This is a genomic window from Lactobacillus sp. UCMA15818 (genome assembly GCF_030400225.1).
Taxonomy (GTDB): Bacteria; Bacillota; Bacilli; order Lactobacillales; family Lactobacillaceae; genus Liquorilactobacillus.
This window is the reverse complement of the sequence record NZ_VJYB01000007.1, coordinates 13,816-35,709: the sequence shown is the minus strand read 5'-3', so window position 1 is coordinate 35,709 and position 21,894 is coordinate 13,816. Positions and strand designations below refer to the sequence as shown.

The window sequence follows — 21,894 nt, the reverse complement described above, 5'->3', positions numbered from 1 at the left end:
TTTGGGAGTGAATGTTTATATGGGAATTTTAAAACCCTATTTGAAAAATAATTATCTATCAATAATTGGTGCCGTTATTTCGGTAATTGTACTTGCCGGAAGCACCTTATGGCAGCCTAAGCTTTTACAAACAATTATGAAGGCGATCATTGCAAATAATCGTAATGAGGTCTATGACTATGGAATTCAGCTGATTGTTTTAGCACTAGTCGGAATCGTTGCGGGGATTGCAAGTACATTTTTTTCTGCTAAAGTCGCACAGTCAGTTACCACAGATTTAAGAGCAGATTTATATGCTAAAGTTCAAAAATTTTCTTTTGGAAATATTGAAAAATTTTCAGCTGGTAGTTTAGTTGTGAGATTAATCAATGACATGAATCAGATTTTGAACCTAGTTATGACAATGTTGACACAAATACTACGAATTCCAATCCTTTTTGTGGGGGCGTTTATCTTGGGAATTATTACAATTCCTAGATTATGGTGGATTGAAATTGTAATGATTCTATTGATATTATCGTTAACAGGTGCTGTTTTCTCGCATATGGGTAATTTGTTTGGAAGATTTCAAAAGTGGTTGGATCAGATGAATACAGTTGCTAAGGAATCAATGCAGGGTATTAGGGTTGTTAAATCATTCAACCAAGAAAAAAATGAAACCAAGAAATTTGCGGCGACAGCAGATGAACTGAAAAATTTGAATTTGACAATTGGATACTTATTTTCATTATTGATTCCTGCTTTTATGTTAATTTCAAATTTGATGATTTTACTAGCAGTTTATTTTATTGGAGCAAAAATTGTAAGCCATCCAAATGATTTAGCAGCAATTGCGTCCTTTATCTCTTATCTGATGCAATTAATGTTTGCTATCATAATTGGTGCGATGACAATGACAATGGCATCTAGAGGAATGATTGCATTAAAACGTGTCAAAGAGGTATTAGAAACAAAACCTGATGTTGTGTTCAATACCAGCTCAGATGAAAATTCTTTAACCTCAGATGTTGAATTTGAGAATGTTAGTTTTGCTTACCCCAATGCTAATGATGATTCTTTAAAAAACGTTTCATTTAAAATTAAAGCTGGTAGTTTTGTCGGAATTGTTGGTTCTACAGGATCTGGTAAAACAACTTTGGCACAGTTGATCGCGCGCTTATATGACCCAACAAAAGGTGGCGTTAAGATTGGCGGTAAAAATTTACAGACAATTACTGCAGCAACATTACGTACAACCGTTAGTTTTGTTTTACAAAAATCTATTCTTTTTTCCGGTACAATCGCAGACAATTTAAAACAAGGTAAAGCTGATGCAACAAATGAAGAGATGGAATGGGCACTAGACGTAGCTCAGGCTAAGGAGTTTGTCGATAAATATGAGGATGGTGTAAAACATCATGTTGAGGAGCGCTCGGCCAACTTTTCTGGTGGCCAAAAGCAAAGGTTGTCAATTGCACGGGGAATCATTGGAAAGCCTCAAATATTAATTCTTGATGATTCAACGTCTGCATTGGATGCAAAATCTGAGAAATTGGTGCAAAAGGCGCTTGAAAGTAAGATGCAAGCGACAACAGTCTTTATGATTGCTGAAAAAATATCTTCAGTAATAAAAGCAGACACGATTTTAGTGCTTGATAATGGGGAGTTAGTTGGAATAGGGACACACTCGGAATTATTAAAGAGTTCACCAATTTATCAAGAAATATATGCTGCACAGCTTTCACGGATAGGAGGACAAGCATAGTGAAGGATTTTAAGTTATCAATTGCATATTTCAAACATTATTTAAAACCTTACTGGAAAGGGTTGCTCTTTGTTGTAGCATTAACAATTGTTTCTACTTGGGCACAGATAAAAGCACCAGTTTATCTTGGAAAAGCTATGACAAACCTCAGCAGATATTTAGTTGCCTATATGAATCCGGCAACTCATCAAGAGGCATCCTTAGACAGCTTTCACAATGCACTTTGGATGATACTGGGTTTTTATCTTTTATCAATATGTACCATGCTGATCTCAAGCTTGTTGATCTCTCGGATAAATGCCTTATCAACTAATAAGATGCAACGCGGATTGTTTAGCAAGCTGCAAAAGATGACGATCAGCTATTTTGATAGACACCAAGATGGTAAAATTCTATCATTGTTTACATCCGATTTAGATAACATTTTTAATGCGATGAATCAAGCGATTTTCGAATTGATTTCACAGGTAGTACTCTACATAGGGGTCATCTGGATGATGTTTTCATTGAATGTGAAGCTGGCATGGGCGACTGTCGCCTTAACACCAATTGTGGTTTTAATTGCTTTTTTTGTTATTCGGAAGGCAAGGTATTACATTGATAATCAGCAAGATGAAATCAGTCAGTTAAACGGGTATATTAATGAGCAAATTAATGGTGAAAAAATAATTATCACCAATGGACTTCAAGAAAAGTCTGTGGAAGGTTTCAAGAGTTTAAATGAACGTGTGCGGAAGTCGACGTTTAAAGGGCAACTATATTCAGGGATGCTTTTCCCATTAATGCAGGGATTGTCACTGCTTAACTTGGCAATTGTCATAGCATATGGTTCTTGGATGGTAATCAATGGTGATGTAAGCAAGGCTGTTGGGCTGGGTTTAGTAGTTACATTTGTACAGTATTCACAGCAATACTTTCAACCTATTACGCAGATTACATCCATGTATTCCATGCTGCAATTGGCATTAACGGGTGCTAAAAGATTGAGTAATGTGCTAAAACAACCCGAAGAGCAAGTAAATAAAGACGGACGTGAACTTTTGAAGATTAATGAGGATGTCGCGCTGAAAAACGTTCACTTTGAATACAACAGCGGGAAAGAAATTTTACATGGAATTGATATTGCTGTGAAAAAGGGCAAGATGGTTGCTTTAGTTGGACCAACTGGCTCAGGTAAAACGACTGTGATGAATTTGTTGAATCGTTTTTACGATGTAACAAATGGGGAAGTTCTATTTGACGGAACAAATGTAAAAGATTTTGAACTGCATTCTCTACGTAAAAATGTTGGAATCGTATTACAGGACTCAATTCTATTTTCAGGGACAATTGCAGACAACATCAAATTTGGATTACCAGAAGCAACTGATAAGCAAATGATTGCTGCGGCAAAACAGGCACATATTCATGACTATATTGAGAGCTTACCAGACAAATACGAAACCAAGGTCAATGATGAAAATTCTGTATTATCTGTGGGTCAGAAACAATTACTTAGTATTGCCAGAACATTGTTAACTGATCCTAGTTTCTTAATTTTAGATGAGGCAACCTCAAATGTTGATATGGTTACAGAAGAAAAGATTAAAAAGGCGATGGATAACGTGATTGCTGGCAGAACAAGTTTTGTCATTGCTCATCGTCTTAAAACAATCGTGGAAGCAGATGAAATTATTGTTTTAAAAGATGGAATAGTGATAGAACGGGGGACCCATCAAAAATTGCTGAAGGAAAAGGGCTTCTATTACAATCTGTATGTTAATCAAATGGTATTTGAATAGATAATTACAAAATAAGAGGTAGGTATGCATGATAGCAAAGGAATTTTTTAACGTCTTCCTAGTACAAGGACTTGATGAGAGAATGCAGGTTATTAGAGAAAATGTGCAGCCAGAATTTAAGGTACTAGCGGGAAAGCTGATTCCTTTCTTTGAGTCACAATGTGGCAAAGAGTTCTACGCACATGTGGCACAACATCGGAGAAGAACAAAGTACGCTCCAGAAATCACATGGTGCGCATTTAGCCAACAAAAAAGAGGATACAAAATGGAACCACATTTTCAAATAGCAGTCAATAAAGACTATCTTGCACTGTGGTTGTCATTTATTGATAATCCCAAGGGAGAAGAAAAAATGGCTGCTGCATTTGTCAATAATCCAGAAAAAATATTTGCTCTGCCAAAAGATTTTGATGTGTCACTCGATCATACTAAAAGTAAGACTGAAAAAGTTGGAAGTGTAAATCTGATTGAAGATCTGAAAAGATGGGAAAATATAAAAAAAGGTGAATTTCAAATTGGAAAAGTTTTTCCCAAAGAATATTTTAAAAAAAATGGCAGTGAAGAGTTCATTACTACAATGTATAATGTTTTTGCGAAATTAGTCCCTGTTTATCAGGCTGCAATGAGTAGTATAGTTAGAGATTAATATCAAAAAAATGAGTGTGATATAAGTCGAGGAAACTTCGAGTTAGACGGAGAATTTTGACTTATAAAATAAGTTTATTCGTAATAAATAATAATGGGTCTGTGACAAAAGTTAACTTTTGTCACAGACCCCATTTGTTATTTAATTTTAACTATAGATGTAAATTAAAGCATATGACTAAGCAAGTGTATTAACTGGGTTTAGCGGTTTTCCGTGTTTAATCGCTGCATCAACGTTAGCAATTGCACCGAATGCCATTGCTTCAAGGCTTTCGGTAGTCAGTGCAGCAGAATGATTTGTAATAATTACATTAGGATCAGCGATTAGTTTTTCAAGTGAAATTTCGTCATTATCGTATACATCCAAGCCCACGGCACTTAACAAGCCCCGCTGCAAGCCTTTAAGCAAAACAGAATTTCTAACTAGCTCACCACGACTTGTATTAAGTAAGATAGGTTGCTTTTTGGTGTTCTTGATAACTTCATCGGTAATCATATATTTTGTATCTGATGTTACTGGGAGATGAAGTGAGATAATGTTACTTGTTGAAAATAGTTCATCTAAGCTGACCTGCTTAGCATAAGTTGATTCTCTTTTTGAACGATTATAAAAAATAACGTGCGCACCTAACGCAGACATCAGTTCAGCAAATTTTTTACCGATGAATCCCCAACCCACAACTCCTACAGTTTTTCCATGCAGTTCTGTACCTGTCGCTGGTGATAAATCATTTTTCCTATTCATCTTGTTATAGCCCAAGCCTTTTAGTAAGTAGATTGCAAGTGCTAAGCTATGTTCAGCGACGGCTTGAGCGTTAGCACCCGGAGTATTAGAGACCCAAATATTCATATCAGTTGCTAATTTAAGTGGAACGTTATCGGTACCAGCTCCATTACGCGCGATAATTTTTAAATTTGGTAATGCGGTAATAAATCTCGGATCAACAGGCTCAATGTTGCGCACGATTATTCCCTCATATGCAGAGAATTCTTGCGGTACAAGTTGATCAAAAGCCTGAGCGTTGGGTAATAAAGTAAAGTCATAGCCTAAATCTGAAATCCTTTGTTTGGCTTGTGGAACCAAGTCACCTAATAGTAGTATTTTATTCATAAATGAGCCTCCCTTGATAAACTATTTTTTTGTTTTGTGAAAAAATAGTTTTCTAATTAAAATAAGTAAAGATAATGATGTGATTGTCAAAATGGTGCCAATTACCGATATTAATTTACCACTCTTCAATCCGGGAGTGGAGTAGATTAATTGAATGTGATGAGATCCAGATTGGAGTTGTGCTCCTAAAAATCCTGTATTTGTCTTAATAGCTTTTAATCTTTTACCATTATCATAGATACTCCAACCTTTAGAAAATGGAATTGATGAAGTTAAAATTCCATTTTTAATAGTTTTAATTGTACCAGTAATATTATTTTTGGAGAACTTCAACGATTTTAAGCGGTTTTTTTGAATTTTTGCAACTTCTTTGTTATACGTTTTTCCCAATTTTTCAGCAACAATTTTAAGCTTGAAATCATATGTTCCCAATTTGGATGGTGTTAAAGTAAAATACTTGGGAGTCGAAGTAAAGTATCCTAGATTTAGCACGCCAGATGTTACGGTCTTATAAAATGACAATTCTGATTGCTTGGGCTGGGTAATGCTTTCTGTTCCTAGACTCGAAGAAACCTTTATGCTAAAGCTGTTATCAGGCGAACCATTTAGAATGTGATAGCGAAGGTAGCGGTAGTAATTATAGCTGTCATTATTAGTAATAATCCCATTTGAAGTAAGTGTGGCCTGCTTAATTTGTTCAATCTGAATCTGATTTGTTAGTGATAATTGATGATATTTGATATTGCTAAGTTCAATATGCAATTCACTGTCTTTATAATTACCTGGATTCTTCAAGATAATTTTGTAGGTTTCCGTACTGTCTAAATGTTCAAGATTGGATGTACTTACAATGTTGCCACGACTGGAAACGAGATAGTATTCGAGTTCTTGTGTGTCATTTGTTAATTTTGCTTTGGGATAGTGTTTAGCTATTGAATTACTTACACGTACTCCAGATGCTAACGCACGTTCCTTAGCAGTTGTTGTCATTGATTTTAATTGCTTAGAATCAATGACAGTATTTTGCCAATAGATAAGTGGAAAAGCTTGTTTGGTTCTATAGCGGATAGTTTGCGTGTCATTACTGTCTGATTGATTGTCACTTCCACTTGTTGACCGAGTTGAGGCTTTTTCGGGCAGGTAATTAACTGGAATCTTAGCTGAATTTTGCTGGTTTATTTGGGCAAAAATATATCTGACACCTAAAAAGTTATTTAGGACAGTTCTGTCACTGAACTGACTAATTGGAATATTTGCTTCGTATTGTGAGTTTTGCATTTTGCGAGCAAAATCACCAACGTTAACATTTTGTAATGAATAATATGAGGTAATTGAATTTAATTTATTAGGCTGTGCATTGTACATATGGAAACTGTTACCTAAGTTATAATTTTGACTAATGGTTGAAACGCGATATGAATTGGATGACTTTATATCCTTATCCAAACCAGCATACCTTGTTTTAATAAGTTTTTCGAAGCTTTTGAGAGGAAGCATTTCGTTTGAATAACCACCATTATAAGGAGCTTCAAAATAAATAGCGTTGAAAATAACATTGACTACAATTAAGGCTAGAAAAGCATAATTAGAATGATTCTTTTGCCCACTTGAGTAGTAGATTAAAAAGCCATAACTAATAAATAAAAAGGCCATTGGAATAAAAAGCTTCTCATCATTCTGAAAGAAGTAAGTAAAAAAAATCCAGCAGCTATATATTGCAAGACAATAAGTTAAAGTTAATTTTGTTTTATGCGTTAACTTATCAAGTTGTTCAATTAATATGCAGACTGAAATCGCAATTGGGAGTGATAGCATTAGAGTCCAACGATTAGAGGGAGAAGTTAGACCGTTAAATAGTGCGCCAAATTGTGGAAACAATAGCATTATTAAACCTAAAATAAAACTTGTACCCAGCAACGGATAATTCTTTATCTTGATAAGAATAAAGACAATTGCAAAAAAACTGATACTGGCAAATCCCAAGGCACTCCAGAAATAGAAATTACGATTGCCGCCATTAATTAATTGTGAAGGCAGTGCAAGGTAATAGTAAAGTGGATAAAGGCGTAAGCCGTTTACGAAAGGGGCATTACTGCGTGTAGATGAAAAGACAGCCAGCATCTCTGGAACCCATAAAATAGCGGTTATGGAAAGTGAGATGATTGTACTTAATCCCAGCTTGAAAAAAGTTTTGAAAAATCCTATTTTTTTGCGATAAGTTATTAGATAGCGTAGTCCCAAATATAATAGTGCACCAAATCCTAGAATATAGGCAAAATAAAAATTGCTAAAAAGCATCCAGCAAAAAGCGAATGTTAAAGGCCAAATTGATTTTTGCTGCAACACACGCTCAATTCCAAGTATTAATAATGGGAAAATCATAAAAGGGATGGAAAAGAAAGGCTGGGCAATATTAGCATAAAGCAAGAATGCATTGAATAAGTAGACAACTGTTCCAGAAAGAATTATTGTGTTTTTAAAAGAAAAATGAGATGCAAAATAACAAAAAATAAGGCCAACACAATATAGCCGCAGTATAATTAAAAATTGATATGCAAAAATAATTTTGGAAGCTGGAAATAATAAAATCAAATAATTAAAAAGATCACCTGTAACATAGTAAGCATTAATTTGGAAAATATCCCCACCAAGTCCAAGCTTGAATGACCATTGAGGCCAAGGTGAAAAGGGGTGTCTTAGTATGTTGAGCAGTGTTTTACGAAACTCTTCTAACAATGGAAGATGTTGTTGTGCACCATCTAGATGCCAGATTAGAGAGTGACCGGTAACAAAATATGTACCATACACAAAAAAAGCAATAAGAGCAAAAATTGCAGTATATTGCAAGTACAACTTCAAATTATTTTTTTTAGTAAATGAGAATGTCAAAGAAACTCCTCCTAGAAAAAACTAACTAATAAGTACAGAAAAGATTATTTACTTATTTTTGCTGCCAACTCATTTACAAAAACATCCAATTGTTGCAAGGCTTCTTCTGTGTCTGGAGCTAGGTTTATTTTTACACTTGTAGTACCCTTGGTAGCGCCTGTTTTTTCGAAAGCTGCCGCAAATTTGTCAACAGCAACACAATAATATTCACCATAGAAAGTATCACCAGAGCCTGCAACTCCATAAATTTTTCCTGTTAGGTCGAGGTTCTCTAATTCTTCAAAAAAGTCAATTCCCTCATCAGGAAGTGCACCTTCGTCATATGTATAGGGTACAACAATGCACAAATCGACATCTTCAAAATCAGATGGATCGCACTGTGAGATTTCTTCAATATCGACAGTGATGTTCTTTTTTTCCAATTTTTCTGTCACAATATCAGCAATGTCCTCATTATTTCCGGTAATTGAAGCAAATACAACCTTAGCTTTAGTCATTCATATTGACCCTCTTTCAGTAATCTATCACTAGTTATTATAACAGAACTTTATATTTGCATTTAAAGTAATTGAAACATTATGCTAAATTTAGGATATAATAGATATGTATATTAAATTGGAGGCAAAGAATTATGATTACATTGAAATCACCACGAGAAATTAAAGAAATGGCAAAGTCGGGTGCAATTCTTGCAGGGATGCATGTCGGATTGCGAGATATTATTAAGCCAGGAATTTCTAGTTGGGAGATTGAAAAATTTGCACGTAAGTACTTTAAAGATAACGGTGCAATTCCTGAACAAATTGGTTTTGAGGGTTATAAGTATGCAACATGTATTAGCATAAATGATGAGATTTGTCATGGTTTCCCAAGAAAAGGGCTGATTTTGAAGGATGGAGATTTAATCAAGGTTGATACTGTTGTCAATTATCATGGTGCGATGAGCGATTCATGTTGGAGTTATGTTGTGGGAAAATCAACGCCAGAGATTGACCGCTTGATGAAAGTAACAAAAGAAGCACTTTATTTAGGTATAGAACAGGCCCAAGTTGGAAAAAGAATTGGTGATATTGGTGCTGTGATTCAACACTATACTGAAGATGTTAATGGATATGGTGATGTTCGTGATTTTATCGGTCATGGAATTGGGCCAACGATGCATGAAAATCCTAGTGTCCCACACTACGGCGAAGCTGGAAAAGGACTGAGACTGCGTGCAGGAATGACTATCACTATTGAACCAATGATTAATATGGGAACATGGAGAGCTGAGATGGATGATCCAAATGGCTGGACTGCACGGACAGCCGATGGAAGTCTGTCATGCCAATTTGAACATACACTTGTAATCACCGAAGATGGTCCTAAAATTTTAACTTCACAAGATCCAGAATTTGATAAAAAATATTTGCTTGATTAATGTTAATTTTTTTTATAAAATAGATTTTGTTATTCTGCTGATAACAAAAATTGCTGATAATTGTTACGAATAGAATAAGTGTTATAATCGTAGAAAAGCGTATAAGAAGGAGCTAGTACTTATGAAAGTTAGAAAAGCCGTTATCCCTGCTGCTGGTTTGGGAACTCGTTTTTTACCAGCAACTAAGGCACTTGCTAAGGAAATGTTGCCCATAATTGATAAGCCAACAATCCAATATATTGTGGAAGAGGCAAAAAAATCTGGAATTGAAGATATCTTAGTTGTAACTGGAAAAGGTAAGCGACCAATTGAAGATCATTTTGATTCCGTTCCTGAATTAGAACAAAATCTTAAAGAAAAAGGGAAGACTGAATTATTAAAACTTGTTGAGCAAACAACAGATATTAACCTGTACTTTATTCGACAGTCACATCCTAGAGGACTTGGCGATGCTGTTTTGATGGCAAAAGACTTTGTAGGAAATGAGCCTTTTGTCGTGATGCTTGGTGATGACTTGATGAGGGATAAGGTTCCATTGACTAAGCAGCTAATTGACCGCTACGATCAAACACATGCTTCAACACTTGCTGTAATGCGTGTTCCCCACGAAGAAGTTAATAAGTATGGGGTAATCGATCCGGGTTCCGAAACGAGCAAGGGGCTATTTGATGTAAAGCAGTTTGTTGAAAAACCGGATGTTGACAAAGCTCCTAGTGATCTTGCAATTATTGGACGTTATCTTTTGACACCTGAGATATTTGGAATGTTAGAAACGCAAAAACCAGGTGCAGGTAATGAAATTCAATTAACGGATGCAATTGATAGGCTAAATAAAATTCAACGGGTATTTGCACATGAATTTAAGGGTGAGCGGTTTGACGTTGGATACAAGTTTGGCTATCTAAAAACTTCAATCCAGTTTGGTCTTGAGCATCCTGAAGTTAAGGATGACTTAATTGCTTACATTAAGGAATTATCCAAAAAATTGAAATAAAGTTTGAAGCAAAAAAAGATTCGTTTTTTTAGACGAATCTTTTTTCATATTTTTATTGAATTTATTTAAGATATATCTGATAATTAACTTTGGAAACTTTTTTAGAAATTATTTATTGGGGGTATGAGAATGGCTAGAAAAAAAAGCCATACTAGGACGAACAAAAAAGTATTATGGGGATTGATAACCATAATCGTGGTGGTTGCTATTTGTATCTTAGGGGGGACTAATACATTTATCCGAGATAAGTTTACAGGTGTCTTCAGCGATAGTGTAAAATCACAAAAAGTAGAGTATCAAAAGCAGCAGAGTATTGCTCAAAAAAAGTATGGCAAAGCTAGTGCATCTGATAGCGAGAGCAGTCAAAAAAGCTCAACAACAGATACTTCTGGAAGCAGCAAGTCGAGTAGTTCAGAAGTAAATAAGAAAAGTAGTGGGGTATCAAGTAGTGAAGCGATGAACTCAACTGCTGCAACAACCTCTTCAACTTACAAGAGCTATGTAGTTGAGGCAGGTGATACATTGTCCACTATTGCCAATGAGTATGGAACGACAGTTACCAGATTGATGACCATTAATAATTTGAGTACAGGGACTATTTCTACTGGGACGACTCTAAGAGTTCCAACAAGCACAGGATCGTCAAGCACGAATTCATCGCGGACCTCTAGCACTGACTAAATAATTAAGGCGGTGTGTTTTTTAAATAGATTGTTGTTCAGTCCTTAGTAATTAATTTTTAATTCCTACCGTGCTATAATTAGCAAACGAACAGGGGGAGTAAAAAATTAGAAAAAGAGAATTTAATACTATTGCAATTAAGGAAGTTGTGAAAGACTTAATAAAAAGATCTTCTAGTATTAATATTAATAACACTTCAATTGTTATTGCTTATTACGCCTTGCTAGCAATTTTTCCATCGATAATTTTGCTTGGAAATACGCTACCACTTCTAAATATCAAGGCTTCTACAGTTTTAGTGTACTTAGAATCGGCAGTTCCAGCGACAATTTATAAAACATTATATCCGATTATAATTTCTTTCTTAGATCACAGCAGCGGCGGTTTGATTTCTGTGAGTGCTCTTGTAGCATTATGGGCAACGAGTCGAGGTGTTAATGCACTTAAACTGGCTTTTAATGAGACATATGGGGTCGAGGAGTCACAAAGCGCAATTACTGCCAGAATTATTTCTTTTTTCTTAACATTGATCTTCATTTTCTTAATGATTGCAATTATTTTACTATTCAGTTTTGGACAAACAATCCTTGAATATTTAACACCTATTTTTCAGTTACCAAGAGAGTTAGGAAATATTTTCAGTACATTGAAATGGCCAGTTACCTTGCTGGGACTATTTTTTATAATAAGTCTAATTTATTATTTTCTTCCAAATGCTAAGTTGCATCTACATTTAATTATACCGGGAGCTACAGTTGCAACACTGGGGTGGATTGCATTGGCACAAGGATTTTCTATCTATGTACATTATTTTGCTAAGTCTGTACTTAGTTATGGAACAATTGGAACGTTCATCGTGTTACTGTTTTGGCTCAATTATTCTGGATGGATCATAATGATAGGTGCGGTGTTGAATGCATCACTTGAAAAATATTTTTATAAGGAAATTAAAGTTAAGAAAGCAAAGTTAAAAGAATATATTAAGAAAAAAGTTGAAAGTTAATTTTAGTTAGTACTCAAATTTTCCCGCTTTATGTCGCACTCTGATTAAACGTGTTCCGCAAGGCAAAATCTTCCGTCTAACTTCAAATTACTCATAGCAAAGAGCATGCTATGTTCATAATTTTAGTTAGTACTCAAATTTTCTCGCCTTGTGTCACACTCTAAAGTTCATCAAGTTTATTAGTGATTTTGTCTAAAGCAAACCCTTTACGATAAAGAGTTTGCTTTATTTTTAGTTTTTTCTGAGAATCTGTGAGATGGCTGTTATTATATTTATTCCAAAGTTTTTCTACATTATTCAACAAAAGTTCATCTTCATGATCTGAATCGTTAGAATAGTCGGCAGCAAGGATATCTACAAATTCTGTAGTATTATATCCCTTTGCAATAAGTCGTTGCTTGATTTTCTGAATACGTATTTTTGATGGTTGATTCCGATACTGATGGATGAGTTTTGGAATTAAAGCTTCTAATTTGGCGGTCACTTTGGTGGAATCATAATCAAGCTTTGCCTGCTCAATATTGTTTTCTGAGATACCTTTTGTTCGTAAATTATTTCTAATGACGTTGAATCCCTTGTCTGAAGTGTTGACCATCGTTCTTACATAACTGGCAGCATATTTTGTATCATCCAAGAGATTATAAGCGCGAAGTTTATCTTTTACTTTTTCAATTAATAAGATATCATCAGAGGTTTTTTTTAAATGATTATCAATTTCTTTTTCACTTCTTAATTGATAACTCAGATAATTCAAAGCTTTTTGATATATTTTAGAGAAACCTTCAGAACTAATTAGATGTGCAATTAATTCATCAGTGAGCTCTTGTCCCTTATGAAGGTGGTTTTCAACTAAGACTGTTTCTGAGACTGAGAAGATGTATTTACCATCTATGAAAAGGTTGAATCGACCTGGCTTTTTTTGAGCCTGAATTTTTGTTAAGATTCTGGGCATAATAAATTCCTTTCAGTTTTTTTATAGGGTCGGTAACTAAGAAAAATTATGATTTTAATCGTAAGATAAATTAGTGTCTTGACCGACCAGAATTGTATTCTGTTAATTGATTTTCAATATATTTAGCAACTACTTCTTTTGAAACATTTCCTAAAGTACTCATAAAATAGCTATGCGACCATAGATGTCCTCCCCAAAGCTGTTCTTTTGTTTCTGGAAACTGTTTAAACCACTCTCTAGCTGAAGTTCCTTTAAAAGACTTAACAATGGAACTGGGTGTCTGTTTTGGAGAAAAACTTAACATCATATGAACATGGTCAGGCATAACCTCAATATATTCAATTTCAGTATTGTTATTGTTTGCTATTGTGTACAAGATGTCTTTCATAACACTTCTAGCTTGTTCATTGGTAAAAATATTCTTTCTGTATTTAGTGACAAACACTAAATGGAAATTAAAGTCATAAACATTGGTTCGATTGTATTTTAACATGCGTATATCTCCCATCACCAAATAATAACATAAATATATCGGACTTTAAATTAACATATGTTATGCTTATTTCTGGAAGCTCGGTACTTTAGATAATGTAAGTCACAACATATGAGCGAAAAAGATTAAATGATATAATTAAGCAATTAAGAATGTAAGTTGAGGAGTTTTGTAATGCAATATAAGAAAAGAAATCAAGATAGTGGACAAAATCTGTTAGTTTCTGGGAAAAGGTTTCCGTTAACAATTAAGCGACTAGGTATTAATGGTGAAGGAATCGGATATTTTAAACACAAAGTTATTTTTGTTGAAGGAGCATTGCCTAATGAAGTGGTTGTGGCGGAAGTTGTAGAAGATAATGGCAAGTATGCGACTGCTAAAATTCATCAGATTAGAACAAAAAGTCCTTACAGGATTGAGAAGAAAGATAATTATGATGTTGGCGGAATAGAGCTAGAACATCTCAAATATGAAGAACAATTAAAATTTAAGAAAGATGTTTTTGCACAAGCATTAGAAAAGTTCAAACCACAAGGATATCAGAGATTCAAGCTTCTACCAACTATTGGAATGAAACATCCATTTGAATATCGAAATAAGGCACAGTTTCAAGTGAGAAAAACAATTGAAGGAAAAGTAATTGCGGGATTGTACAAAAGAGGGACACATGACCTAGTGGACTTGCCGACTTTTAGCACTCAAAGACCATTAACAATGAAAGTAATTAGGAAAATTTGTAAGTATCTTGAAAATTTGGAGATACCTATTTATGATGAAGAAAATAATTCTGGAATTATAAAGACAATTGTTGTTCGGGAGTCATTTGCGACTGGAGAGGTGCAAGTCGTTTTTATTACAAATTCAGAGAAATTACCAAAGAAGCGATTTCTTTTCGAAGAAATTAATAACAATTTGCCTGAGGTTACTTCTGTTTTACAAAATATAAATAAGGGCAAGACCTCATTAGTATGGGGAAAGACAACCAAGTTGCTCAGTGGTAATGAATACATTACGGAAAAATTAGGCAATGTTGAATTTAAATTATCAGCACGAGCATTTTTCCAATTGAACCCCTATCAAACACAAAAAATGTATGAGGAGGTAAAAAAGGCGCTTGCTTTGGGCAAAGCAGAGAAACTGATTGATGCGTATTGTGGTGTAGGAACGATTGGTCTGTTTGTAGCAAATGAGACTAATGAAATTCGTGGGATGGATATAACTCCTGAAGCAATTGAGGATGCAAAGCTTAATGCCAAATTAAATAAACAAAATAATTTCTTGTATACAGTTGGAAGAGCAGAAAATTTAATTCCAGAATGGCAGCAAAATGGTTTTGCTTTTGACGCGCTTGTAGTTGATCCACCGCGAACAGGCATGGATACAAAGCTAATTAAAACAATTTTAAAAGCTAAGCCGCGAAAATTTGTATATGTCTCTTGCAATCCATCAACGCTTGCACGTGACTTAAAGGAACTTACCCAGGTCTATTATGTTGACTATATTCAATCAATTGATATGTTTCCGCAAACAGCAAGGTGTGAAGCAGTCGTTAAGTTGTCTAGAAGGTAAAAAATACAATTTAGTGTATTGAAATTTAAGTTTAATAATTTCCAAGCAAAATGGTGGTGAATTAAAAATAATAATTAATTTTTTTTGGGCTTTATCGAAGAAGTTTGATATAATAGATAGTGATAACGGTGTGAGTTACACCTTGTGTTTATAGAAGGCAGGTTTTAACCATGCATCAGGCAAGAGAACCAAAAGAAGGTGATTTTATCACCATCAAAAGTTATAAACACGACGGTAGTTTGCATCGAACATGGCGGGATACAATGGTACTTAAAACTAGTGAAAATGCTCTGATTGGTTGTAATGACCATACGCTTGTAACTGAATCTGACGGGCGACGTTGGGTTACGCGTGAACCAGCGCTAGTTTATTTTCATAAGCATTACTGGTTTAATATAATTGCTATGATCAGGGACAATGGAATTTCGTATTATTGTAATCTTGCTTCGCCAGCAATTTTAGACCGTGAAGCATTAAAATATATCGATTATGATCTAGATGTCAAGGTTTTCCCAAATGGGGAGAAGAAGCTGCTTGATGTGGATGAGTATGAAGAACATGGGGCTAAATGGAATTATTCAAAAGACACAGACAAAATTCTAAAACACAATGTACTTACACTTGTTGATTGGATTGATAACCAGAAGGGTCCTTTTTCTGAAGAATACATCAGAATCTGGTATAATCGCTATTTAGAATTGTCGCGGCGCATGTGAACGTTGAATTGTAACTGAGAGGGGCTGGGTCAGAAGTTAAATATTGATCTGGCCTTTTTCTCGACTCCGAATAAAAAAATGTTTTATAAAGCAAAAGGAGAAAATAAGGTTAACAAATAATATATGAGGATGAATGATAATGTTTGAAAAATTAAAAAACTCAAAATTAATATATGTTACAATTGAGGCTCTCTTGATTGCAACTTTAATCTGGATTTGTACAAAGATAAGCTTTATTTTTGAGCCTGTAGGAACATTCATCTCAACTTTATTTGTCCCAGTAATAATTTCTGGTTTTTTGTATTATCTATTGGAGCCGCTGGTTAAATCTTTAATGAAAATTAAAATAGGCAAGTTTTATTTGAACAGAACTTGTTCGGTAGCAATCGTATTTTTATTGTTAATAGCCATCGTTGCAGCTGCGTTAGCCTTTTTGATTCCAATATTGGTGTCACAGATTGGACAACTCATTTCAAATTCGCCTGACTATATTAGAGCAGTGCAAAAAATGACAAATCGCTATTATGATGATTTTTCACAGCAAGAGTGGGTGAAACAGTTAAACATAAGTAGTTATATCGGTACCGTAGAAAAAAATCTGTTGAAGTATGTTGAGGGCTTTTTAAGTACTGTCACGAAGAGTCTTGGTTCGATAATTGGAATGGTAACGAGTATTACAGTGACAGTTTTAACCGTTCCGTTCATGTTATTTTATATGTTGAAGGATGGGCATCGACTGATTCCAAATATTCAAAAACTTATGCCTAATAAGCATGGTAAACAAGTTGAAACACTATTGAGAAAAATGGGTGAAACAATTTCAAAATATATTGCAGGACAATTTATTGAATGTACCTTTGTAGCGACTTTTACCACATTAGGATATTTTATGATAGGGATGCCATATGCTCTTTTATTGGGAGTAATGGCTGCCTTTACCAATCTCATTCCATATTTAGGACCGTACTTCGGGGTCTTACCGGCTTTGTTACTCGCAATTTCAATTTCACCTAAAATGGTCATGCTAGTTATTATCGTGTGTATCACCGTCCAACAGGTTGATGGAAACCTAATTTATCCGAATGTAATTGGGAAAACTCTTGACATTCATCCCCTAACAATCATTGTATTATTATTGGTTGCTGGTAATCTAGCCGGACTTATGGGAATGATTTTAGGAATACCTTTTTATGCAGTTTTAAAAGTTGTAATTAAATATTTCAGAGATATCTATCTGTTAAATAAGAAAGAAAATAATTCTCATGAATAGTTTAAGATGATCTTATTGAAATTGACGTAGAATTTAGTATCTTGTAACATAGCAGTAGATGAAACAGAAAAGTCTTGGGTGAAATTATGAAAAAAATAGAATTAAAATATATTACAAAAAGTACACCACTGCTTACTGAAAAAAAAGATATCGTTAAGTCGAAGCTGTCGGCAAGCGAAAGTAAAAATTTTTGGGAACTGAGGGGTATTAATCTTAGCATCAGTCCAGGTGAAGCAATTGGTCTCCTAGGCAATAATGGTGCAGGAAAGACAGTCTTAATAGATATTTTGGCTGGAAAAGAAAAACAGACAACAGGTTTTATCACGATGGAGGCGCATACTAGTGTAGCAACAACAAGATATGGTCTGGATAGGAATATTACTGGATTAGAAAACATTAAGCACGTTGTTTCTTCTGCAAATTTAGATGAATTTAAGGCAAATCATATAATAAATGCAATTATCAACTTTAGTGATTTAGGAGAATGGCTATATTGTCCTGTAAAAACCTTTTCTACTGGATTATACGCTAGATTATCAGTAGCAATTGCACTTTTTGTTAAACCGGAACTTATTTTAATTGATAGTATTTTTGGCAGTCTTGACCTTGCATTCTTCAAAAAGGTAAGCGATAAAATTCAAAGCCTGAAGGACGCTGGTGTATCTTTTGTTATCTCTGACATTAATGTTGTTAATATTGAGCGCTTTTGTGAACGGACACTTTGGCTAGAATTTGGTGAAGTGCAAGATTTTGGTTCAACCCGTGAGATTATGGTGCAATATGAGTATTCTTTTGGTTGGCTGCAATCGTTAACTGCGTCAGAAAAAACAGATTATTTGGCCAAGAAACAAGTTGAACGTCAATCTTTTGATGTAAGTACTGTATATGAAGAGTTTAAAATTGAACAGTTCAAAAATGGGTTTACACGAAAAGATGAGCCAAAAATGCGTAATGCTTTTTATAATGAACGTGGTGCTGACCCAGTTAAGCTGCTTACAGATAAAAAAAATCAGGAAAAAGCTACTATTAAGCGAACAAAGAAAAAAAGTAGAAGATTGAAAATTATTGCTTGCATCATAGTTCTATTATTACTTGGTGGTGGTATATATGATTTAGCTTTTGCTAAGGAAAGTGCTTGGGATTACATGCAAAATAGTATTGCACAAAATAATAGTAAATCTACGGCTAGTTCAAAGGCTGAAAGTCAGCAAAAAAGTAAGTCAGAAGCTAAATCTACGGCTGCAGCCAATAGCAAAAGTTCTTCTAAAAAAGTTGCAACGAAAAAAGAAAAAGCAGCGAGAGCAGCTAGCTTAGCCAGTTCAGAAAGTGCATCAAGCGCAAAAGCGGCTAGCGAATCCAGTGCAAAAGCCTCAAGTGAAAGTGTACAAAAGTTAAAGGACAATACACAAACAATCAATGTTCAAAGTGGTGATACTTTGGAAGCTTTAGCGAATAAGTACGATACAACTGTTGATAATATTATGAAAATTAATAGTTTTACTTCAAATAGTGATTTAAAAGCAGGAAATGTTATTCGAGTTCCAAAATAACCATGATTGCGGATAAAGAGTGTATGTTATATAATCAGGAATTAATATTAACTTTTTAACAATTGGAGAGAAAATATAAAATGAATTCAGAGCCTGGGCTTGTTGGTTCGTTACTTATGGGTATTGCTATAGTTTCACTTTTTAGCGCTGGAATAATTCTAAGTGTTATCAGAAACTACCAACTTTTTTATAGAATGGAACAGCATAATGAGAAAATAACTTCTTTCAAAAATGTTAAAATAGGAGCTGATTTTTCGCTTGTTTTTTTGTTGGTTATGGGGGCATTGTTAAGTGTAACTGCAATTAGCAAGTTAAAGTTGGTCGTAGTTGGAAATAATGTGCTAGTTTTTTTTGCTGTCAGTGTGGTAATAACAGCTTTTCCAATTTTTGTAGCAGATGTATTTGAAAGAATATATAGAAAGAATAATTTGCAGTTCTTTTTACATTTTCTGAGATATACAGTCATGCTAAGTTATCTTTTTATACCATTTCAAAAATTGCATAATGTAGTGATCTCAGATAGAAAAAATATTTCTGATATTAAATCACAAGATAACATCACTTCCGTTGAGGCATTAGGAGCGCTAATTTCTCCTGAGAATGAAGAAAATACATTAAAACCAGAGGCCTTTGATATGATCAAAGGAGTTCTTTCGATGCATGAAAAAGTGGCAAAGGAAGTCATGGTCCCACGAACAGATGCTTTCATGATTGATATTCAAAATGATAATGATCGGAATATTGATGCAATATTACAGATGCAGTATTCAAGAATTCCAGTCTATAATGAAGCCAAGGATGATATCGTTGGAATTGTGCATATAAAAAATATATTAAAAACTGCTCGTGAACAAGGATTTGATCACATAACTATCAGGAAAGTCATGCAGCCAGCCTTATTTATACCTGAAATTATGGCAATTGATGAAGTAATGTTTGAAATGAAAAAAACGCAGAATCAATTGGCAATCCTTTTTGATGAATATGGTGGAGTTGTTGGATTGGTCACATTAGAGGATCTTTTAGAAGAGATAGTGGGGGAAATAGACGACGAATCGGATCAACCAGAACAAGACTATCATAAGATTTCTGACAGTGAATTTATCGTACAAGGTAAGTTATCATTAGATGACTTCAATGATGAATTTAGGACAAACTTTGAAATGAATGATGTGGACACCATAGCTGGTTTTATGATTGCAAAACTTGGGTATATACCAGAGGATGGCAGTTATGAAAGTGTCGATATTGAGGGGGTTAAGTTAATAACCGAAAAAGTTGATGATTCCCGTATCATGGAGATTAAAGTTGAACTTACTCCTGCGTTAGCAATCGCACATGTTCAACGTGAAAAAAAGGTTTAGATCTAATAAATGAAAGAGGGAAATTATGAATATTCAAGACTTGGCAGGGGCAGTTAATAATAGGCGAACGTTTGCAATTATTTCTCATCCTGATGCAGGGAAGACTACTATAACTGAGCAACTGTTATTATTTGGCGGCGTCTTACGTAAGGCAGGCACTGTAAAAGCAAAAAAATCAGGGAGTTTTGCAAAGTCTGATTGGATGGAGATTGAAAAAAAGCGCGGGATTTCTGTTACAAGTTCAGTAATGCAGTTTGATTATGCAGATAAACGCATTAATATTTTGGATACACCAGGACATGAAGATTTTTCTGAGGATACGTATCGAACTTTAATGGCGGTTGATTCTGCTGTGATGGTAATTGATTCTGCAAAGGGGATTGAACCCCAGACAAAGAAACTTTTCCAAGTATGTAAAATGCGTGGAATTCCGATATTTACATTCATTAATAAGTTAGATAGAGATGGAAAAGATCCGCTGGAATTAGTTGCGGAGCTAGAAGAAGTTTTAGGTATAGGTGCTTTCCCAATGAACTGGCCAATCGGGATGGGAAAAGGTCTGAAGGGACTCTACGATATTTTCAATCATCGAATTGAGTTATATCGCAAGGAAGATCAGGGAGAAAGCTATCTGGAATTAGATGAAAATGGCGAATTAATCGGAGACAATTCGTTAAAAGAAGAAAGCATTTATCGTCAGGTTCTTGAAGAAGTTGAATTGCTAAAAGATGCTGGTAACCAAATGGATAAAGAAAAGATTGCTGCTGGTAATCTTACTCCGGTTTTCTTTGGTTCTGCTTTGACTAATTTCGGTGTAAAAACATTTTTAGATGCGTATTTGCAATTTGCTCCTGCTCCTATCGCACATAAGGATGAAGAAGGTGAGAGAATTAGTCCGACTTCTACGGAATTTTCAGGATTTGTTTTTAAAATACAAGCTAATATGAATCCTAATCATCGTGATCGAATTGCTTTTGTACGCATTTGCGCAGGTGAGTTTGAAAGAGGGATGGATGTCACATTAGCACGTGATTTAAAGAAAATAAGGTTATCGAATTCTACACAATTTATGGCGGATTCCAGAGAAACGTTAGAGACAGCGGTTGCTGGTGATATTATAGGTCTATATGATACTGGTAATTTTCAAATAGGAGATACTATTTTTGCTGGAAAACATAAAATACAGTATGAAAAACTACCTCAGTTTACTCCTGAGATTTTTGTAAGAGTTACTGCTAAAAATGTAATGAAGCAAAAGTCGTTTCATAAAGGAATTGCGCAACTTGTTCAAGAAGGTGCTGTTCAATTGTATCAGAGCTATAGTACAAGTGACTATATTTTGGGTGCAGTTGGTCAACTTCAATTTGAGGTTTTTCAATTTAGAATGTTGAACGAGTACCATTCTGAAGTTGTAATGATACCTATGGGCAAGAAAATTGCACGCTGGATAGATCCAGAACAGTTAGACGAGAAGATGTCATCTTCTCGAAATATATTAGTGAGAGATCGACAGGGATTACCGTTATTTTTGTTTGAAAATGAATTTTCTGAACGTTGGTTTGCTAACAAATATCCAGATGTGAAGTTGTCAGCCAAACTATAAAAAAGTTGAACTTTTAGTTTAAATAAACATAAAAAAATTAAAGAAGGAACTGAATCAAAATTTACTTTTGACTGGTTCCTTCTTTAATTTTTGTAAGCTAAAATTATGG

18 protein-coding genes are annotated in these 21,894 nt (G+C 34.6%); 13 read left to right on the top strand and 5 right to left on the bottom strand.

The annotated features are described in order from the left end of the window. Positions 1 to 19: 19 nt before the first annotated feature. From FFX44_RS09000 to FFX44_RS08990, 3 genes are read left to right on the top strand one after another with little or no spacing between them, the layout of a single operon-like run. Positions 20 to 1,744, top strand: coding sequence for an ABC transporter ATP-binding protein (locus FFX44_RS09000; RefSeq protein ID WP_289980180.1), 1,725 nt, complete (start codon positions 20 to 22; stop codon positions 1,742 to 1,744). After that, positions 1,744 to 3,525 (top strand): ABC transporter ATP-binding protein, encoded by a 1,782-nt coding sequence (locus FFX44_RS08995; RefSeq protein ID WP_289980178.1) that lies wholly within the window; start codon positions 1,744 to 1,746, stop codon positions 3,523 to 3,525. The genes FFX44_RS09000 and FFX44_RS08995 overlap by 1 nt, the downstream gene beginning before the upstream one ends. 28 nt (positions 3,526 to 3,553) lie before the next feature. After that, positions 3,554 to 4,171, top strand: coding sequence for a DUF1054 family protein (locus FFX44_RS08990; RefSeq protein ID WP_289980176.1), 618 nt, complete (start codon positions 3,554 to 3,556; stop codon positions 4,169 to 4,171). Between the two features lie 177 nt (positions 4,172 to 4,348). Here FFX44_RS08990 and FFX44_RS08985 read toward each other — a convergent pair whose 3' ends face one another. Genes FFX44_RS08985 through FFX44_RS08975 form a run of 3 tightly spaced genes read right to left on the bottom strand, consistent with a single transcriptional unit; the run spans position 4,349 to position 8,667 of the window. Continuing rightward, entirely contained in the window at positions 4,349 to 5,281 is a 933-nt protein-coding gene (locus FFX44_RS08985; RefSeq protein WP_289980174.1) for an NAD(P)-dependent oxidoreductase, read from the bottom strand. 21 nt (positions 5,282 to 5,302) lie between these two features. Further along, positions 5,303 to 8,170 carry a YfhO family protein gene (locus FFX44_RS08980; RefSeq protein WP_289980171.1) on the bottom strand — a complete coding sequence of 956 codons (2,868 nt, stop codon included), beginning with the start codon at positions 8,168 to 8,170 and terminating at the stop codon, positions 5,303 to 5,305. A 44-nt stretch (positions 8,171 to 8,214) separates the two neighbouring features. Further along, on the bottom strand, positions 8,215 to 8,667 hold the full coding sequence (locus tag FFX44_RS08975) for a flavodoxin (protein WP_289980166.1): 453 nt from the start codon (positions 8,665 to 8,667) through the stop codon (positions 8,215 to 8,217). Positions 8,668 to 8,801: 134 nt separating this feature from the next. On the opposite strand from FFX44_RS08975, the gene map reads away from it, so the two are divergent. The 4 genes from map to FFX44_RS08955 all read left to right on the top strand — a co-directional run bounded on the left by map (position 8,802) and on the right by FFX44_RS08955 (position 12,268). Continuing rightward, complete coding sequence (gene map / locus FFX44_RS08970) at positions 8,802 to 9,590, top strand: type I methionyl aminopeptidase (RefSeq protein ID WP_289980163.1); 789 nt, start codon at positions 8,802 to 8,804, stop codon at positions 9,588 to 9,590. 121 nt (positions 9,591 to 9,711) lie between these two features. Then, a complete protein-coding gene (gene galU, locus FFX44_RS08965; protein WP_289980162.1) occupies positions 9,712 to 10,584 on the top strand; it encodes a UTP--glucose-1-phosphate uridylyltransferase GalU in 873 nt (290 codons plus the stop codon). 129 nt (positions 10,585 to 10,713) lie between these two features. Next, positions 10,714 to 11,265, top strand: coding sequence for a LysM domain-containing protein (locus FFX44_RS08960; RefSeq protein WP_289980160.1), 552 nt, complete (start codon positions 10,714 to 10,716; stop codon positions 11,263 to 11,265). Positions 11,266 to 11,413: 148 nt separating this feature from the next. Next, a complete protein-coding gene (locus FFX44_RS08955; protein WP_289980158.1) occupies positions 11,414 to 12,268 on the top strand; it encodes a YihY/virulence factor BrkB family protein in 855 nt (284 codons plus the stop codon). Positions 12,269 to 12,428: 160 nt separating this feature from the next. Here the strand turns inward: FFX44_RS08955 and FFX44_RS08950 are convergent, their stop codons facing one another. Further along, positions 12,429 to 13,220, bottom strand: coding sequence for a RecX family transcriptional regulator (locus tag FFX44_RS08950; RefSeq protein ID WP_289980156.1), 792 nt, complete (start codon positions 13,218 to 13,220; stop codon positions 12,429 to 12,431). A 70-nt stretch (positions 13,221 to 13,290) separates the two neighbouring features. Further along, positions 13,291 to 13,728, bottom strand: coding sequence for an IS200/IS605 family transposase (tnpA, locus tag FFX44_RS08945; RefSeq protein ID WP_289980298.1), 438 nt, complete (start codon positions 13,726 to 13,728; stop codon positions 13,291 to 13,293). Between the two features lie 159 nt (positions 13,729 to 13,887). On the opposite strand from tnpA, the gene rlmD reads away from it, so the two are divergent. The 6 genes from rlmD to FFX44_RS08915 all read left to right on the top strand — a co-directional run bounded on the left by rlmD (position 13,888) and on the right by FFX44_RS08915 (position 21,785). Next, positions 13,888 to 15,282, top strand: coding sequence for a 23S rRNA (uracil(1939)-C(5))-methyltransferase RlmD (gene rlmD / locus FFX44_RS08940; protein WP_289980153.1), 1,395 nt, complete (start codon positions 13,888 to 13,890; stop codon positions 15,280 to 15,282). Between the two features lie 170 nt (positions 15,283 to 15,452). Next, positions 15,453 to 15,998: a DUF402 domain-containing protein gene (locus FFX44_RS08935; RefSeq protein ID WP_289980151.1), complete on the top strand. Its 546-nt coding sequence runs from the start codon at positions 15,453 to 15,455 to the stop codon at positions 15,996 to 15,998. Between the two features lie 139 nt (positions 15,999 to 16,137). Beyond that, on the top strand, positions 16,138 to 17,268 hold the full coding sequence (locus tag FFX44_RS08930) for an AI-2E family transporter (protein WP_289980150.1): 1,131 nt from the start codon (positions 16,138 to 16,140) through the stop codon (positions 17,266 to 17,268). Between the two features lie 86 nt (positions 17,269 to 17,354). Then, positions 17,355 to 18,818: an ATP-binding cassette domain-containing protein gene (locus tag FFX44_RS08925; protein ID WP_289980148.1), complete on the top strand. Its 1,464-nt coding sequence runs from the start codon at positions 17,355 to 17,357 to the stop codon at positions 18,816 to 18,818. A gap of 80 nt (positions 18,819 to 18,898) precedes the next feature. Beyond that, entirely contained in the window at positions 18,899 to 20,182 is a 1,284-nt protein-coding gene (locus FFX44_RS08920; RefSeq protein WP_289980147.1) for a hemolysin family protein, read from the top strand. 25 nt (positions 20,183 to 20,207) lie between these two features. Further along, entirely contained in the window at positions 20,208 to 21,785 is a 1,578-nt protein-coding gene (locus FFX44_RS08915; protein WP_289980145.1) for a peptide chain release factor 3, read from the top strand. Positions 21,786 to 21,894: the final 109 nt, after the last annotated feature.

Coding starts and splice junctions, on each gene's coding strand:
- FFX44_RS09000 (WP_289980180.1), top strand. CDS start 20: ATGGGAATTTTAAAACCCTATTTGAAAAATAATTATCTATCAATAATT.
- FFX44_RS08990 (WP_289980176.1), top strand. CDS start 3,554: ATGATAGCAAAGGAATTTTTTAACGTCTTCCTAGTACAAGGACTTGAT.
- FFX44_RS08985 (WP_289980174.1), bottom strand. CDS start 5,281: ATGAATAAAATACTACTATTAGGTGACTTGGTTCCACAAGCCAAACAA.
- FFX44_RS08975 (WP_289980166.1), bottom strand. CDS start 8,667: ATGACTAAAGCTAAGGTTGTATTTGCTTCAATTACCGGAAATAATGAG.
- map (WP_289980163.1), top strand. CDS start 8,802: ATGATTACATTGAAATCACCACGAGAAATTAAAGAAATGGCAAAGTCG.
- galU (WP_289980162.1), top strand. CDS start 9,712: ATGAAAGTTAGAAAAGCCGTTATCCCTGCTGCTGGTTTGGGAACTCGT.
- FFX44_RS08960 (WP_289980160.1), top strand. CDS start 10,714: ATGGCTAGAAAAAAAAGCCATACTAGGACGAACAAAAAAGTATTATGG.
- FFX44_RS08950 (WP_289980156.1), bottom strand. CDS start 13,220: ATGCCCAGAATCTTAACAAAAATTCAGGCTCAAAAAAAGCCAGGTCGA.
- tnpA (WP_289980298.1), bottom strand. CDS start 13,728: ATGGGAGATATACGCATGTTAAAATACAATCGAACCAATGTTTATGAC.
- rlmD (WP_289980153.1), top strand. CDS start 13,888: ATGCAATATAAGAAAAGAAATCAAGATAGTGGACAAAATCTGTTAGTT.
- FFX44_RS08935 (WP_289980151.1), top strand. CDS start 15,453: ATGCATCAGGCAAGAGAACCAAAAGAAGGTGATTTTATCACCATCAAA.
- FFX44_RS08930 (WP_289980150.1), top strand. CDS start 16,138: ATGTTTGAAAAATTAAAAAACTCAAAATTAATATATGTTACAATTGAG.
- FFX44_RS08925 (WP_289980148.1), top strand. CDS start 17,355: ATGAAAAAAATAGAATTAAAATATATTACAAAAAGTACACCACTGCTT.
- FFX44_RS08920 (WP_289980147.1), top strand. CDS start 18,899: ATGAATTCAGAGCCTGGGCTTGTTGGTTCGTTACTTATGGGTATTGCT.
- FFX44_RS08915 (WP_289980145.1), top strand. CDS start 20,208: ATGAATATTCAAGACTTGGCAGGGGCAGTTAATAATAGGCGAACGTTT.